This is a genomic window from Pseudomonas argentinensis (assembly GCF_001839655.2).
Classification (GTDB): domain Bacteria; phylum Pseudomonadota; class Gammaproteobacteria; order Pseudomonadales; family Pseudomonadaceae; genus Aquipseudomonas; species Aquipseudomonas argentinensis_B.
Genome location: NZ_CP056087.1, coordinates 3,605,461 through 3,619,938, shown reverse-complemented (window position 1 = coordinate 3,619,938; position 14,478 = coordinate 3,605,461). Strand labels below are relative to the sequence as shown.

At 67.1% G+C, this 14,478-nt stretch carries 16 protein-coding genes; 15 read left to right on the top strand and 1 reads right to left on the bottom strand.

Annotated elements, in window-relative coordinates; genetic code table 11:
* The first annotated feature begins 4 nt into the window (after positions 1-4).
* From cbiB to SA190iCDA_RS16155, 11 genes are all read left to right on the top strand, one after another.
* Entirely contained in the window at positions 5-913 is a 909-nt protein-coding gene (cbiB, locus tag SA190iCDA_RS16200; protein ID WP_070886402.1) for an adenosylcobinamide-phosphate synthase CbiB, read from the top strand.
* Positions 906-1,898: a threonine-phosphate decarboxylase CobD gene (cobD, locus tag SA190iCDA_RS16195; RefSeq protein ID WP_070886401.1), complete on the top strand. Its 993-nt coding sequence runs from the start codon at positions 906-908 to the stop codon at positions 1,896-1,898. Before cbiB ends, cobD begins: the two co-directional genes overlap by 8 nt.
* Positions 1,895-3,379 (top strand): cobyric acid synthase, encoded by a 1,485-nt coding sequence (locus tag SA190iCDA_RS16190; protein WP_070886400.1) that lies wholly within the window; start codon positions 1,895-1,897, stop codon positions 3,377-3,379. The genes cobD and SA190iCDA_RS16190 overlap by 4 nt, the downstream gene beginning before the upstream one ends.
* Positions 3,380-3,901, top strand: coding sequence for a bifunctional adenosylcobinamide kinase/adenosylcobinamide-phosphate guanylyltransferase (cobU, locus tag SA190iCDA_RS16185; RefSeq protein WP_070886399.1), 522 nt, complete (start codon positions 3,380-3,382; stop codon positions 3,899-3,901). It abuts the gene before it with no gap.
* Positions 3,898-4,953 (top strand): nicotinate-nucleotide--dimethylbenzimidazole phosphoribosyltransferase, encoded by a 1,056-nt coding sequence (gene cobT, locus SA190iCDA_RS16180; RefSeq protein WP_070886398.1) that lies wholly within the window; start codon positions 3,898-3,900, stop codon positions 4,951-4,953. The genes cobU and cobT overlap by 4 nt, the downstream gene beginning before the upstream one ends.
* Positions 4,950-5,516 (top strand): histidine phosphatase family protein, encoded by a 567-nt coding sequence (locus SA190iCDA_RS16175; RefSeq protein WP_070886397.1) that lies wholly within the window; start codon positions 4,950-4,952, stop codon positions 5,514-5,516. Before cobT ends, SA190iCDA_RS16175 begins: the two co-directional genes overlap by 4 nt.
* A complete protein-coding gene (locus SA190iCDA_RS16170; protein ID WP_070886396.1) occupies positions 5,513-6,241 on the top strand; it encodes an adenosylcobinamide-GDP ribazoletransferase in 729 nt (242 codons plus the stop codon). Before SA190iCDA_RS16175 ends, SA190iCDA_RS16170 begins: the two co-directional genes overlap by 4 nt.
* Positions 6,242-6,327: 86 nt before the next feature.
* A complete protein-coding gene (locus SA190iCDA_RS16165) occupies positions 6,328-6,732 on the top strand; it encodes a MarR family winged helix-turn-helix transcriptional regulator (protein WP_070886395.1) in 405 nt (134 codons plus the stop codon).
* Positions 6,733-6,794: 62 nt separating this feature from the next.
* Entirely contained in the window at positions 6,795-7,997 is a 1,203-nt protein-coding gene (locus tag SA190iCDA_RS16160; protein WP_070886394.1) for an MFS transporter, read from the top strand.
* Complete coding sequence (locus SA190iCDA_RS23165; protein WP_268963854.1) at positions 7,994-8,119, top strand: hypothetical protein; 126 nt, start codon at positions 7,994-7,996, stop codon at positions 8,117-8,119. The genes SA190iCDA_RS16160 and SA190iCDA_RS23165 overlap by 4 nt, the downstream gene beginning before the upstream one ends.
* A gap of 20 nt (positions 8,120-8,139) precedes the next feature.
* A complete protein-coding gene (locus SA190iCDA_RS16155) occupies positions 8,140-8,706 on the top strand; it encodes a glutathione peroxidase (RefSeq protein ID WP_070886393.1) in 567 nt (188 codons plus the stop codon).
* A gap of 453 nt (positions 8,707-9,159) precedes the next feature.
* Here the strand turns inward: SA190iCDA_RS16155 and SA190iCDA_RS16150 are convergent, their stop codons facing one another.
* Positions 9,160-10,461 (bottom strand): OmpP1/FadL family transporter, encoded by a 1,302-nt coding sequence (locus SA190iCDA_RS16150; protein ID WP_083329813.1) that lies wholly within the window; start codon positions 10,459-10,461, stop codon positions 9,160-9,162.
* Between the two features lie 703 nt (positions 10,462-11,164).
* On the opposite strand from SA190iCDA_RS16150, the gene dapA reads away from it, so the two are divergent.
* Genes dapA through SA190iCDA_RS16130 form a run of 4 tightly spaced genes read left to right on the top strand, consistent with a single transcriptional unit; the run spans position 11,165 to position 14,444 of the window.
* The gene (dapA, locus tag SA190iCDA_RS16145) at positions 11,165-12,019 is read left to right on the top strand and encodes a 4-hydroxy-tetrahydrodipicolinate synthase (RefSeq protein WP_070886391.1); all 855 of its coding nucleotides are present in this window, start codon (positions 11,165-11,167) and stop codon (positions 12,017-12,019) included.
* A gap of 56 nt (positions 12,020-12,075) precedes the next feature.
* A complete protein-coding gene (gene rnd / locus SA190iCDA_RS16140) occupies positions 12,076-13,209 on the top strand; it encodes a ribonuclease D (protein ID WP_070886390.1) in 1,134 nt (377 codons plus the stop codon).
* Positions 13,206-13,499: a YcgL domain-containing protein gene (locus tag SA190iCDA_RS16135; RefSeq protein WP_070886389.1), complete on the top strand. Its 294-nt coding sequence runs from the start codon at positions 13,206-13,208 to the stop codon at positions 13,497-13,499. The genes rnd and SA190iCDA_RS16135 overlap by 4 nt, the downstream gene beginning before the upstream one ends.
* 15 nt (positions 13,500-13,514) lie before the next feature.
* A complete protein-coding gene (locus SA190iCDA_RS16130) occupies positions 13,515-14,444 on the top strand; it encodes a D-2-hydroxyacid dehydrogenase (protein ID WP_070886388.1) in 930 nt (309 codons plus the stop codon).
* Positions 14,445-14,478: the final 34 nt, after the last annotated feature.

Sequence of the window (14,478 nt, the reverse complement as noted above, 5' to 3'; positions counted from 1 at the left end):
GTCCATGAGCCTGATCCTCAGCGCCGTCGCGGGCGTGGCCCTGGATGCCGCCCTCGGCGAGCCGAAGCGCTGGCACCCGCTGGTGGGCTTCGGCAAATTGGCCGACCGCCTGGAGCAGCGCTTCAACCCGTCCGGTGGCGGCTGGCGCAGCCACGGAGTGAGCGCCTGGTGCCTGGCGGTGCTGCCGTTGACGCTGCTCACCCTGATGTTGGTGCAGCTGCCATGGGTCGGTTGGCTGGTGCAGATCCTCGCCCTGTACGCCGCCCTGGGGCTGCGCAGCCTCGATCAGCACGCCCAGCCGGTGGCCCAGGCGCTGCGCCTGGGTGACCTGCCGCTGGCCCGGCAGCGGGTTGGCTACATGGTCAGCCGCCGTACCGAGGACCTGGATGCTAACGGCGTGGCCCGTGCCGGCACCGAGTCGGTGCTGGAAAACGGCAGCGACGCGGTGTTCGCCGCGCTGTTCTGGTTTCTCGTCGCCGGGGCGCCGGGCGTGGTGCTGTACCGTCTGAGCAACACCCTGGACGCCATGTGGGGCTATCGCAACGCGCGTTTCGAGCGCTTCGGCTGGGCGGCTGCGAAGATCGATGACCTGCTCAATTACGTGCCGGCCCGGCTGGTGGCGCTGACCTATGCGCTGCTGGGGCGTACCAGCCTGGCGATGCGCTGCTGGCAGCGCCAGGCGCCGCAGTGGGACAGCCCCAACGCCGGGCCGGTGATGGCTGCGGGGGCCGGGGCGCTGGGCGTCAGCCTCGGTGGCGCGGCGGTTTATCATGGCGAGCTGCACCCGCGCCCCGGGCTGGGTGAAGGGCCGCCGCCACGGGCGCGGGATATCGAGCGGGCAATGAACCTGGTGTGGGGCGGTGTATTGCTCTGGTTGCTGCTGATGCTGACCGGGGAGGTGTGCCTTGCTTGAGCACGGCGGGCGATTGCGCAAGGCGGCGCTGCACTATGGCATCCCGTTGAGCGACTGGCTGGACGTGTCGACCGGCGTGGCGCCTTACAGCCTGGCGCTGCCGGAAATTCCCGCGCAGGCCTGGAATCGCCTACCGGAGCAGGACGATGGCCTGGAAGCCGCCGCCTGCGCCTATTACGGCGCCGCCGGGCTGCTGCCGGTGGCCGGCTCCCAGGCGGCGATCCAGTGCCTGCCGCGGCTGCGTCGCGAGGCACGGGTTGGCATCGTGTCGCCGGCCTATGCCGAGCATGGGGCGGCCTGGCAGCGCGAAGGGCACCGGGTGCTGGAGATCAGCGAGGCCGGCGTCAACCGCGCGCTGGAGCGCCTCGATGTACTGCTGCTGGTCAATCCCAACAATCCCACCGGGCGGCGCTTTTCTCCCGAGCAGCTGTATGCCTGGCATGCGCGCCTGGCCGAGCGGGGTGGTTGGCTGATCGTCGATGAAGCCTTTATCGACTGCACCCCGGAGCAGAGCCTGGCCGCCCACGCGCATTCGCCCGGGCTGATCGTGCTGCGCTCGTTTGGCAAGTTTTTCGGCATGGCGGGTGCGCGGCTGGGCTTCGTGCTGGCCGAACGCGCTCTGCTCGGTGAACTGGAGGAGATGCTTGGTCCCTGGACGATCAGCGGCCCGACCCGTTGGCTGGCGACCCAACTGCTCACTGACAAGACCGCCCAGCAGGCGCAACGCCGGCGCCTGGTCAGCGACGGTCAGCGCCTGGCCAGCCTGCTGCGTGAGCATGGCCTGGCGCCCACCGGTGGCTGCGCGCTGTTCCAGTGGGTCGCCAGCGAGCAGGCGGCGCTGCTGCACGAGTTCCTGGCCTGCAACGGCATCCTGGCCCGCCTGTTCGAGCGCCCGGCCAGCATTCGTTTCGGCCTGCCGCCCGATGAGGCCGGCTGGCAGCGCCTGGCAGCGGCGTTGAAAGTCTTCGCCGAGGAGGCGCGATGAGTCCCCACCAGCCTGGCGCCACCCTGATGGTGCAGGGCACCACGTCGGACGCCGGCAAGAGCACCCTGGTGACCGCGCTGTGTCGCTGGCTGCGCCGCCAGGGCGTCAGTGTGGCGCCGTTCAAACCGCAGAACATGGCGCTCAACAGTGCGGTGACCGCCGACGGCGGCGAGATCGGCCGGGCCCAGGCGGTGCAGGCCCAGGCCTGCGGTTTGCCGGCCCATACCGACATGAACCCGGTGTTGCTCAAGCCCAACAGTGACACCGGTGCCCAGGTGATCATCCATGGCCAGGCGGTCGGCAATATGAACGCCGTGGCCTATCATCACTACAAGCAGGTCGCCCGTGACGCGGTGCTGGCCTCCCACGCTCGCCTGCGGGCGAACCACCAGGTAGTGATGGTCGAGGGCGCCGGCTCGCCGGCCGAGATCAACCTGCGTGCCAACGATATCGCCAACATGGGTTTTGCCGAGGCGGTCGACTGCCCGGTGATCCTGGTCGCCGATATCGACAAGGGCGGCGTGTTCGCCCATCTGGTCGGCACCCTGGAGTTGCTGTCGCCCAGCGAGCAGGCACGCCTCAAGGGCTTCGTGATCAACCGGTTTCGCGGTGACATCGCCCTGCTCAAGCCGGGGCTGGACTGGCTCGAAAGGCGCACCGGCAAACCGGTGCTGGGCGTGCTGCCGTACCTGATGGATTTCCATCTGGAGGCCGAGGACGCCATCGACCGCCGTCAGGTGAGCAAGGCCGGTCAGGCGCTCAAGGTGGTGGTGCCGGTGCTGCCGCGGATCAGCAACCACACCGATTTCGATCCGCTGCGCCTGCACCCCCAGGTCGAGCTGAGCTTCGTCGGCCCCGGCCAGGCCATCCCGCCGGCGGACCTGATCATCCTGCCCGGCTCCAAGAGCGTGCGTGCGGACCTGGCTTTTCTGCGCAGCGGCGGCTGGGCGGCGGCCATCGACCGGCACCTGCGTTACGGCGGCAAGCTGCTGGGCATCTGCGGCGGGCTGCAGATGCTCGGCCGTCGGGTCGAGGATCCGCAAGGGCTGGAAGGGCCCGCGGGTGGCAGCGAGGGCTTCGGCCTGTTGCAGATCGACACCGTGCTGGAGCCGCACAAGCAGCTGCGCAACGTCAGGGGCCGGTTGTGCCTGGAAGATGCCGCCATCAGTGGTTATGAAATCCATGCCGGGGTGACCTCGGGCGTCGGCCTGCGGCGCGCCGCCGTGCAGCTCGACGATGGCCGCAGCGACGGCGCGCTGAGCGAAGACGGCCAGGTGCTCGGCACTTACCTGCACGGGCTGTTCGAGTCCTCGGCGGCGTGCAGTGCGCTGCTGCGCTGGGCCGGGCTGCGTGACGTGCAGGCGGTGGACTATCATGCGCTGCGCGAGCGGGATATCGAGCGCCTGGCCGATCTGGTCGAAACCCACCTGGACCAGGCTGCCTTGCGTGCACTCTGTGGCCTGGCCGAGGAGGTGCGCTAGATGGGCGAGCTGATCCTGGGCGGTGCCCGTTCGGGCAAGAGCCGGCTGGCCGAGCGTCTGGCCGCCGAGTCGGGGCTGCAGGTCGTCTATATCGCCACCAGCCAGCCGCTGGACGGCGAGATGAACAGCCGCGTCCGCGCCCATCGAGAGCGGCGCCCGGCCGAGTGGGGGCTGGTCGAGGAGCCGTTGGCGCTGGCGCAAGTGCTCCAGGAACAAGCCTCGCCGCATCGCTGCCTGCTGGTTGACTGCCTGACCCTGTGGCTGACCAACCTGTTGATGCTCGACGACGAGGCGCGCCTGAACCGCGAATGCGATGCACTCCTGGCCTGCCTGCAGGCGTTGCCCGGCCGGGTGATCATGGTCAGCAACGAAACCGGCCTTGGCGTGGTGCCGATGGGCGAGCTGACCCGCCGCTATGTCGACGCCGCCGGTTTGCTGCACCAGGCCGTCGCCGAGCGCTGCGAGCGCGTGCTGTTCACCGTGGCCGGCCTGCCGATGACCCTCAAGGGAGACCCGTTATGACACTCGATTGGTGGCTCAACCCCACGCAGCCCCTGGACTCGGTGGCGCGCGACAAGGCGGCGGCGCGTCAGGCCCAGCTGACCAAGCCGGCCGGTTCGCTCGGCGAGCTGGAGCGCCTGGCGGTGCACCTGGCGGCGGTGCAGGGCCGCGAGCGGCCGCAGGTCGACAAGGTGTGGATCAGCATTTTCGCCGGCGACCATGGCGTGGTGGCCGAGGGCGTTTCCGCCTATCCGCAGGCGGTGACCGGGCAGATGCTGCGCAACTTCGTTGCCGGCGGTGCGGCGATCAGTGTGCTGGCCCGCCAGTTGGGTGCCGCGCTGGAGGTCACCGATCTGGGTACCGCCGAGCCGCTCGAGCCCTTGCCAGGCGTGCGTCACCTGCAGGTAGGCGCGGGTACCGCCAACCTGATGCACGAGGCCGCCATGACCCCGGCCCAGGCGCTGATCGCCCTGCAGGCCGGGCGCGACAGCGTGCTACGCGCCGCCGAGCAGGGGCACGAACTCTTTATCGGCGGTGAAATGGGCATCGGTAATACCACCGCCGCCACGGCACTGGCCTGTCTGCTGCTCGATTGCCCGGTGGGCGAGCTGGTCGGGCCAGGCACCGGCCTGGCAGCGGCTGGCGTCGCCCACAAGGCGCAGGTGATCGAAACGGCGCTGAGGCTGCACCAGGGCGCCGCCGATCAGCCCATCGAGGCGCTGCGCTGCCTCGGCGGTTTCGAGATCGCCGCGCTGACTGGCGCCTACCTGGCCTGCGCCCAGCAGGGCGTGGTGGCGCTGGTCGATGGCTTTATCTGCAGCGTCGCGGCCTTGCTGGCGGTGCGCCTGAACCCGGCATGTCGCGACTGGCTGCTGTTCTCCCACCAGAGCGCCGAACCCGGCCACGGGCGCCTGCTCGCGGCGTTGCAGGCCACGCCGATCGTCAGCCTGGGGCTGCGCCTGGGCGAGGGCAGTGGTGCGGCGCTGGTGGTGCCGATGCTGCGCCTGGCCTGTGCGCTGCATAACGGCATGGCCACCTTCGCCGAAGCGGCGGTCGCGGACCGCCCGGCGTGATCCTGCAGCTGTTGCGCCACGGCGAAACGCATCAGGGCGGCGGCCTGCGCGGCAGCCTGGACGATGCCTTGACCGAGGCTGGCTGGGCGCAGTTACGGGCCGCCGTGCGAGCCGACGAGCACTGGGATGCGCTGATCAGCTCACCGCTGCAGCGTTGTGCGCGTTTCGCCGAGGAACTGGCGGCCGCTCGCGGCCTGCCACTGCAGTTCGAGGCCGGTCTGCAGGAACTGCATTTCGGTGACTGGGAAGGGCGCACGGCCGCACAATTGATGGAAACCGACGCCGATGATCTGGGCCGTTTCTGGGCCGACCCCTATGCCTTTACTCCGCCGGGTGGCGAGCCGCTGCTCGATTTCGAAGCGCGGGTGCTCGATGCGCTGCAACGCGTGTACGCCGAGTATCGGGGGCAGCAGTTGCTGGTGGTTACCCATGGCGGCGTGATGCGCCTGTTGCTGGCCAGGGCGCGGGGCTTGCCCCGCGAGCATCTGTTGCAGGTCAGCGTGGCCCACGGCCAGCGCGTGCACCTGCAGTTCGACGGACTCGGCCTGCGGGAGTGTCTATGACGCCGTTGTGGATCGCCCTGCAGTTTCTCACCCGTTTGCCGGTGCGCCTGGCGGGGATGCCCACACCTGAGCAAATGGGCCGCTCGCTGCTTTACTACCCGCTGGTAGGCGCCCTGATCGGTGGATTGTTGATGGGCGCCGCCCATCTACTCGAGGCAGCGCCGCTCGCTTTGCAGGCAGCACTGCTGCTAAGCCTGTGGGTCGCTCTGACTGGCGCCCTGCACCTTGATGGCCTGGCCGATAGCGCCGATGCCTGGATGGGCGGCTTCGGCGACCGCGAGCGCACCCTGGCGATCATGAAGGATCCGCGCAGCGGCCCCATCGCCGTGGTGGTGCTGGTGTTGCTGCTGTTGCTCAAGTTCACCGCCTTGCTGGCCCTGCTCGAACGAGGGGATCACATCGTGTTGCTGCTGGCGCCGGTGCTGGGGCGGGGGGCGCTGCTGGCGCTGTTTCTCTGCACGCCCTATGTGCGGCCCGGCGGCCTCGGCGACGCGCTGAAAACCCATCTGCCACGTTCCTGTGCCACCATGGTGCTGGCCGTGACGGCCTTGCTCGGCCTGCTGTTCACTGGGTTCTGGGTGATGGTGGCAGCAGCAGGCGCTTTCCTCTGGTTGCGCCGCATGATGCTGCAGCGCCTGGGCGGCACGACCGGCGATACGGCCGGCGCATTGCTGGAGGGGGTCGAGTGCGCCGTGCTGCTCGCCGCGACGCTGCAAGGCAGCTAAGCCGAACTGCACAGCGCTCGGTGATTTGTCTGCATTCGGCAGCGCGTGGCTTGTTAAAGCCGAATTGCGGGTATATACCTATATCCATGTTGCCTACCGAATGCCTGTGCACCCGCCTGCGTCGCGCCAGCCGTGGCGTCAGCAAGCTCTATGACGATGCCCTGAATGGTGTCGGACTCAGCGTTGCCCAGTATTCTCTACTGCGTCATCTGCAAAGGCTCGATCAGCCAAGCATCACGGACCTGGCCGATGCCGTAGGCCTCGAGCGCAGCACCTTGGGCCGCAACCTGCGGCTGCTCGAACGGCGTGGTCTGGTGGCCCTGGAGGAGGGTGCCGATCAGCGCAATCGCCTGGTAAGCCTGACCGCCGCGGGTGAAAAGCTGCTCGCCGAGGCGCTGGATGCCTGGCAGGCTGTACAGCGCCACCTGAAGCAACGCCTGCAAGCGCATCACCTGCAAGCGCTGGACGAGCTGCTCGCCAGCCTGGATTGACGGGCGAGGTGCATGGCACCACTGCCTTTTTGCGTTTCGACCTGACAACAGAAGGACATGCAATGAATTCGGTTTGGCGCACCAGCGTCTGGATCATGTTGGGGGCTTCGCTGATCCTCGCCCTGTCCCTGGGCACCCGTCACGGGTTCGGCCTGTTCCTGCCGCCGATGAGCGCGGAGTTCGGCTGGGGGCGAGGCGTGTTCGCCTTCGCCATCGCCTTGCAGAACCTGATCTGGGGCATCGCCCAGCCGTTTACCGGCGCGCTGGCCGATCGCTTCGGCGCGCAGCGGGCGATCATCGTCGGTGGCCTGTTGTATGCCGCGGGGCTGGTGCTGATGGGGCTGGCGGACTCGCCGCTGTCGTTGTCGCTAAGCGCCGGGCTGCTGATCGGCATCGGCCTGTCCGGCACCTCGTTCTCGGTGATCCTCGGCGTGGTCGGCCGGGCGGTGCCGGTGGAGAAACGCAGCATGGCCATGGGCATTGCCGCGGCGGCGGGCTCCTTCGGCCAGTTCGCCATGCTGCCAGGCACCCTGGGGCTGATCGGCTGGCTGGGCTGGTCGGCCGCCTTGATCGCTCTGGGCATCATGGTGGCACTGATCGTGCCCCTGGCGGCCATGGTCAAGGACCGGCCACCGGTGAGCCAGGGCCCGCAGCAGACCCTGGGTGAGGCGCTGCGCGAGGCGTGCAGCCATTCCGGCTTCTGGCTGTTGGCGCTGGGCTTTTTCGTCTGTGGGTTCCAGGTGGTGTTCATTGGCGTGCACCTGCCGGCGTACCTGGTCGATCAGCACCTGCCGGCCATCGTCGGCACCACGGTGCTGGCGCTGGTGGGGCTGTTCAACGTATTCGGCACCTACATCGCCGGCTGGCTCGGCGGGCGACGTTCCAAGCCAAGGTTGCTCAGCGCCCTGTACCTGGCCCGTGGTGTGGTCATCGCGCTGTTCATCAGCGTGCCGCTGAGCGTATGGACGGCCTACGCCTTCGGGATCGCCATGGGGCTGCTGTGGCTGTCCACCGTGCCGCTGACCAATGGCACCGTGGCGACGCTGTTCGGCGTGCGCAACCTGTCGATGCTCGGCGGTCTCGTGTTCCTGTTCCACCAGCTGGGCTCGTTCATGGGCGGCTGGCTCGGCGGTTACCTCTACGACCACACGGGCAGCTATGATCTGGTGTGGCAGATTTCCATCCTGCTCAGCGTGCTCGCCGCCGCGCTCAACTGGCCGGTTCGTGAGCAACCCGTAGCGCGTTTGCAAGGAGCCCAGGCATGACATTGAAACCCGTGGTCGGAGTGGCGGCCGGCGCTGCCGGGTTGGCGCTGCTTGCTGTGCTGTTCTGGGCCTGGCGCATGGGCGGCCTGGCGATCATGCAGCTGGGTATGAACCTGTGCTGAGGCCGACAAGGAACGATTCGATGCGACTGTCACTGTTTGCCGTACCCCTGGCCCTGCTGGCCCTGCTGGCCCTGAGCAGCCCGCTCCAGGCCGCCGAATGCCCGGCGCTGCTGGCCGGCCAGGGTGAGTTGCCCAAACTGCGTTCCAAGGACAGGATCGACCTCTGCGAGCGGTTCGCCGGCAAGCCGCTGATGGTGGTCAACACCGCCAGTTTCTGCGGTTTCACCTCGCAGTTCGAGGGGCTGGAGGCGCTCAACCAGCGCTATCGCGAGCAGGGGTTGGAGATGCTCGGCGTGCCGTCCGACTCGTTCAAGCAGGAGTCCGATGACGCCGAGGAGACGGCCAAGGTCTGCTACGTGAGCTACGGCGTGACCTTCACCATGAGCGAAACCCAGCCGGTCACCGGCGGCGACGCCATCCCGCTGTTCAAGGAGCTGGCCAGGCAGAGCGCAGCGCCACGCTGGAACTTCTTCAAGTACGTGGTCGATCGCCAGGGGCAGGTGATCGCGCGCTTTTCCAGCATGACCAAGCCGGACGATCCCGAGCTGATCGCCGCCATCGAGAAGGCGATCGCCTCAACACCTTGAGGCTAGGGTCTGTTGCCGTTTCACGCACGGCCGCGCCGGAGCCCGTTTTGTCGCGAGGCAAGGGCCACGCCCGCTCCCGGCGGGCTTGCGGCATTTCCCACATCCATGTGGGTCACACAGCCGCGAAGTTTAGCGAGCTAAATGAGCCGGCGAGAAACGCCGCATCGCGACAAAACAGGCCCGGCCCTACGGGTGGGGCCGCCTAGGTTGTGCGGGAAATCTCGCCATGAGTCGTTGGAGGACTTGGCAAGGGAAAACGCGGACGGCTAGTCCATTCCCTGCGTCCTCCGCTTAGCGGATCGCCGCCCGGCCTGGCGAGATTTCTCGCGACAACGCGGCTCGCGTTGAAACGGCAACAGACCCTAGTGCAGGCATAAAAAATCGCGGCAAAGGCCGCGATTTTTTATGTCTGGAACGGCTCGGCCACCGTGCAGTGGCCGAGCGTGCCAGCCCTTAGAAGCGGTAGGTCAGGGACGCGCCCAGGCCATGGGCGCTGTTCTTGTAAGTGGCGTTGTAGCTGCCGCGGGCCGGGGTGGCGCGGTTGATCTCGACTTCCTCTTCCTTGAGATAGGAATAGGCCAGATCGATGGTCATGTCTTGCGTCGGGCTCCAGCCGGCGCCCAGGCTGAAGATGGTCCGGTCGCCGGATGGGATGCGCGGCGAGCGGTCGGTGTTGTTGGTGGGCGTCTGATCGATGGCGATGCCGGTGCGCAGCACCCACTGCGGATTCACCTTGTAGGACAGGCCGACGGCGTGAGCCCAGGTGTCGTGCCACTCCTGCTCTTCGACGATGGTGCCGAGCGAACCGGCGAACGCACCACCTACGCCTTCGTTCTCGATGCGCAGCTCCTTGAAGCGGCTCCAGCGCGTCCAGGTGCTGCCGGCATACAGGGTCCAGGCATCGTTGAGCTCGTGGGTGAAGGACATATCCACCGATTCGGGGGTGGTCACGTCCAGCGAGGCGTCGTACTTGCCGGCCGAGGTGCCGATTGCCGGGCCCGGCCCGGATACCCGGGTGTCGCCTTCCAGCTCGTATTTGACCCGGGAGTGATAGGTCACGCCAAGGCGGGTCTGCGGAGTGAATTCGTAGAGCACGCCGGCGTTGAAGCCGACCGCGGTGTCGTCACCCTTGATCTTGACCTTGCCGTCATTGGCGCCGGCCGGGCCGAACGGGTTGGTCAGCGAGGAGCTCAGCTCGCCTTCGATATGGTTGAAGGTCGGCCCGAAGCCCACCGACAGTTTGTCGTTGAAGCGGTAGCTCAGGGTCGGTTGTACGGTAATCACCCGCACGTAGCTCTTGTCGGCGAAGTAGCGGCCCTGGAAGCCATTCTCATATTCGGTGGCCAGGCCGAAAGGGGCGTAGACGCCGATACCGAACGCGACCTTCTCATCCAGCGGCTTGACGTAGTAGCCCATGGGCACGCCCGTGGTCGGGACCATGTCGCCATCGTTGCTGCCACCGTTGGCGCCACCACCACCGGCAGCCGGTGCGGTGGTGCTGCTGGTGTCGCTGATACGGCTCTTGGCATGGATAGCCGCGACACCGAAATTGACCTGTTCGCGCTGGATGCGCGCCATGCCGGCCGGGTTGCCGAACACCGTGCTGGCGTCTTCGGCCGACGACGAGCGACCGGCGAACGACATGCCCATGCCGGCGACGCTTTGTTCGTTGAGCGCGAAGCCGCTGGCCAGGCCGTAGGTGGAGGTGGACGCGATGGCGATTGCCAGACCGGTTCTTAGGATTGTTTTACTCACGGGGTGCTCCATGGCAGGGTCGGGGAACTCTCGCTTGCTGACTCGATGGCAATTCGGAAAGTTCAGGGGAAACACGATCCTTCGAGGTTGATGCTGTCCGTGAAAGGCAGGATATAGAGCCTTTCGTTGCTTGGCACCTGTGACTCGACAGTCAGTTTTCCAAGTGGCGCTCGATGCAGCCTCGCCAGTCGCGGGTGGGAGAGGGGGCGGGCAGCAGGGTGAGGGATGCCGAAAGCATCGTTGCTCAGGCGCCCGAGAAAAATCCCAGTGAGGGGACGGAGTAGCCGCTCAACTTGGCGCCTGGTGTGATGGTCACGTGGTAAAGACGGTGCTTGAACCGATTGAAGATTTAACTCGGCCGCTATGTACCGAATGCACACCAGGACGCTGCTGACCTGTTGCGCAGGTAGATTGACAGGGCTACGCAGGTTTCGGCAGTATCGAGGCCTTGTCGTCTTGCCGAGCTGTCCATGTTCACCATCGCCTTGCCCGCGCTTGCTATCCCTGGCCTCGCTGCCATGGATCAGTGCGTGTGCCTGGACGCTGGCAAGTCGAAGAAACAGTCGCTCATTTGACCGGGGCGCGCTGTCCCGTCAGATGGGCTGACAGGACAGAGGCGCCAAGTCGAAGCATCCCTTCGCTACATTCCCTTCCTGCACTCCATCGACGGTGACCAGACGGTCTACACCGAGGAGTTGCATGCATGTCTACCTTTTCCGGTATCTGGGTTGCGCTGGTGACGCCGTTTCGCGGCGGGCAGGTGGATCTGCCGGCGTTGCGATCCCTGGCAATGCATCTGATCGACAGCGGCGCGGCCGGGCTGGTGGTCTGCGGCACCAGCGGCGAGGCCGCGGCTCTCGATGAGCAGGAGCAGTTGGCGGTGCTGGATGCGGTGCTCGAGGTGGTGCCGGCCAGCCGCGTGGTGATGGGCCTTGCCGGCAACAACCAGACGGCAGTGCTGGCTCGCCTGCAGCGTATCCAGAGCCGGCCGCTGGCCGCCATCCTGGTGCCGGCGCCCTACTATATAAGGCCGTCCCAGGAGGGCGTGCAGGCGTTCTTTCTGGCTATCGCCGAGGCTTCGCAGCTGCCGATCATCCTGTACGACATTCCCTATCGCAGCGGCGTGAGCATGCAGCTGGAGACTATCCGCGAGCTGGCCAGGCATCCGCGTATCGTGGCGATCAAGGACTGTGGCGGCGATCTGCGCAAGACCCAGGCGTTGATCGCCGATGACCAGCTCGATGTGCTCACCGGCGAGGACGAGCAGATCTTCGCCAGCCTGTGCCTGGGCGGCAGCGGCGCCATTTCCGCGGCCGCGCACGTGCGCACCGCCGACTTCGCCAGGGTGGTCAGCTTGTTGCGCGAGGGCGACCTGTTCGCCGGGCGTGCGCTGTTCCGTCAATTGCTGCCGTGGATACGCCTGGCCTTCGCCGAGCCCAATCCAGCGCCGGTCAAGGCCATGCTGGCCCTGCAGGGCTTGATCAACGATGAACTGCGTGCGCCGATGTTGTGCTGCTCGGACGCGTTACGCGAGCGGCTGCGCATCGAACTGCCATGAGCGCGCTGCAGCGGTTCACGGGATATACTGCGCGGCAATCTTTACGGGAGAGCCGCGTGACCATCGAAATTGTCTGGATTCGAGACGACGCCAGCCTGGCAGCGCACTGCGCTGTCTGGCGCAAACAGCCCTTCGTGGCGCTGGACACCGAGTTCATGCGTGTCGACACCTTCTACCCGATCGCCGGCTTGCTGCAGGTCAGCGAGGGCGAGCGTGCCTACCTGATCGACCCCTTGCTGATCGGCGACTGGGCGCCCTTCGCCGCACTGCTCGAAGACCCCCGGGTGGTCAAGGTATTGCACGCCTGCAGCGAGGACCTCGAAGTATTCCTGCGCCTGGCCGGCAGCCTGCCGGCGCCGCTATTCGACTCGCAACTGGCGGCTGGCTACCTCAATCTCGGTTTCTCGATGGGCTACTCGCGCCTGGTGCAGGCCGTGCTGGATATCGAGTTGCCCAAGGGCGAAACCCGTTCGGACTGGCTGCAGCGCCCATTGTCCGAGACCCAGGTCAGCTACGCCGCCGAAGACGTCGTGCACCTGGCCGAGCTGTATCACCGCCTGCAGGACAGACTGTCGGCCGAAAAGAATGCCTGGCTACTCGAGGACGGCGCCGAGCTGGTCGCCGGCCTGCGTCGCGAGATGCCCGCCGAGGAGGCCTACCGCGAAGCCAAGCTGGCCTGGAAGCTATCCCGTGCGCAACTGGCGGTGCTGCGCGCGCTGTGCGCCTGGCGCGAGCGCCAGGCGCGGGCGCGCAATCAGCCGCGCAACCGGATCATTCGCGAACATTCGCTGTGGCCGCTGGCGCGCCACCAGCCGAGCGACCTGGTCGCGCTGGCGCGCATCGAGGACATGCACCCGAAAACCGTGCGCCAGGATGGCGAGACCATCCTGCAGCTGATCCGCGAGGCAGCGGCACTGCCGCCAGCCGAGTGGCCGCCGGCGATGCCCGAACCCTTGCCGATCGAAGCCTCGGGGCTGCTCAAGAAACTACGCGCAGTCGGCCAGCGCGAAGGTGAGCGTCTGCAGATCGTGCCCGAGCTGATGCTGCGCAAGAAGACCCTCGAAGCGCTACTCAAGAGCGGCTACCCCCACGGCCCCTACCGCCTGCCCGAGAGCCTGCGTGGCTGGCGTCGCGAATTGATGGGCCAGGCGTTGCTCGACTGCCTGGCCGGTGAAGGAGAAGTGGCTTGAAACGTATCTGTTCGATCTACCGAAGCCCGCGCAAGCACGAGATGTACCTCTACGTGCTGCGCGCCGACGCGCTGACCCGAGTGCCCGAGCCGCTGCTGGGTGCCTTCGGTGCGCCCGTGCATGCCTTCGACATGGTGCTCACCCCCGAGCGCACCCTGGCACGCGAAGACATCGGCAAGGTGCTGGAGAACCTCGACAGCCAGGGCTACCACCTGCAGATGCCGCCACCGGAAGAAGACTACATCCAGCATCTCCCCGAGGAGCTGCTGCGCCGTAACGATCCGGTCTGACGGGAGGACGATGCCGTGCGCGTACTGATCGCCGAACAGGATTACGCCGACTACCAGCGATTGCTGCAGAGTGCTGCGCCGCAGCTCGAACTCAGCGTGGGTGAGGGCGAGGCACTGGCCGAGCAGGCCGCTGATTGTCCGATCTGGCTGGGTGAGCCCGATAAGTTCGCCAGCCTGCTGCGCGCCGGCCATAAACCGGCCTGGCTGCAGTCCACCTGGGCGGGCATCACGCCGCTGCTGGCCGAGGATCTGCCCAGGGACTATCGGCTGACCCGGGCGGTCGGCGTGTTCGGGCAGATCATGGCCGAATACGTGCTGTGCCATATGCTCGCCCACGAGCGCGAACTGCTCGCCCGCCAGCAGGCGCAGCGCGAGCGACGCTGGGATGGCCGCCTGCCGGGCAGCCTGGCCGGGCGCCGGGTATTGATCGTCGGCACCGGTGAGATCGGCGCGGCGGTCGCCCGCTTCCTGCAACCGTTCAACGTCGAACTGAGCGGCGTGGCCAGTAGCCCACGCCGCCTGGCGCCGTTCAGTGAGGTGGCCGCGCTCGGCGAGCTGCCGCGGCTGGTGGCCCAGGCCGATTACGTCGTCAACCTGCTGCCCAATACGCCCGCCACCCGCGATATCTATGACGCCGCCTTGCTGGCCCGCTTCCAACCCTCGGCGGTGCTGATCAACGCCGGGCGTGGCACCGCCGTGGTCGACGAGGATCTGGTCGCCGCGCTGGCCAGCGGAGGGCTCGCTGCGGCGGTGATCGATGTCTGCCGTGAGGAGCCGCTACCGGCCGGCCATCCGTTCTGGACCGCGCGCAACCTGACGTTGACCGGACACAGCGCGGCGCCGACCTTGCCGCACCTGCTGGTCGAGTTGTTCCTGGCCAATCTGCAGCGTTATCGAGTTGGCGACGAATTGCGGGGACAGGTGGATTTCGCCCGCGGCTACTGAGCCCGCCGTCGCTCGCGGCTTGTGCTGTTCGGCC

Bases quoted from the DNA above. Each gene is read 5' to 3' on its own strand.
- cobT (WP_070886398.1), top strand. From the start codon at position 3,898: ATGACACTCGATTGGTGGCTCAACCCCACGCAGCCCCTGGACTCGGTG.
- cobU (WP_070886399.1), top strand. From the start codon at position 3,380: ATGGGCGAGCTGATCCTGGGCGGTGCCCGTTCGGGCAAGAGCCGGCTG.
- SA190iCDA_RS16155 (WP_070886393.1), top strand. From the start codon at position 8,140: ATGCGACTGTCACTGTTTGCCGTACCCCTGGCCCTGCTGGCCCTGCTG.
- SA190iCDA_RS16165 (WP_070886395.1), top strand. From the start codon at position 6,328: ATGTTGCCTACCGAATGCCTGTGCACCCGCCTGCGTCGCGCCAGCCGT.
- SA190iCDA_RS16190 (WP_070886400.1), top strand. From the start codon at position 1,895: ATGAGTCCCCACCAGCCTGGCGCCACCCTGATGGTGCAGGGCACCACG.
- SA190iCDA_RS16160 (WP_070886394.1), top strand. From the start codon at position 6,795: ATGAATTCGGTTTGGCGCACCAGCGTCTGGATCATGTTGGGGGCTTCG.
- SA190iCDA_RS16170 (WP_070886396.1), top strand. From the start codon at position 5,513: ATGACGCCGTTGTGGATCGCCCTGCAGTTTCTCACCCGTTTGCCGGTG.
- SA190iCDA_RS23165 (WP_268963854.1), top strand. From the start codon at position 7,994: ATGACATTGAAACCCGTGGTCGGAGTGGCGGCCGGCGCTGCCGGGTTG.
- cbiB (WP_070886402.1), top strand. From the start codon at position 5: ATGAGCCTGATCCTCAGCGCCGTCGCGGGCGTGGCCCTGGATGCCGCC.
- dapA (WP_070886391.1), top strand. From the start codon at position 11,165: ATGTCTACCTTTTCCGGTATCTGGGTTGCGCTGGTGACGCCGTTTCGC.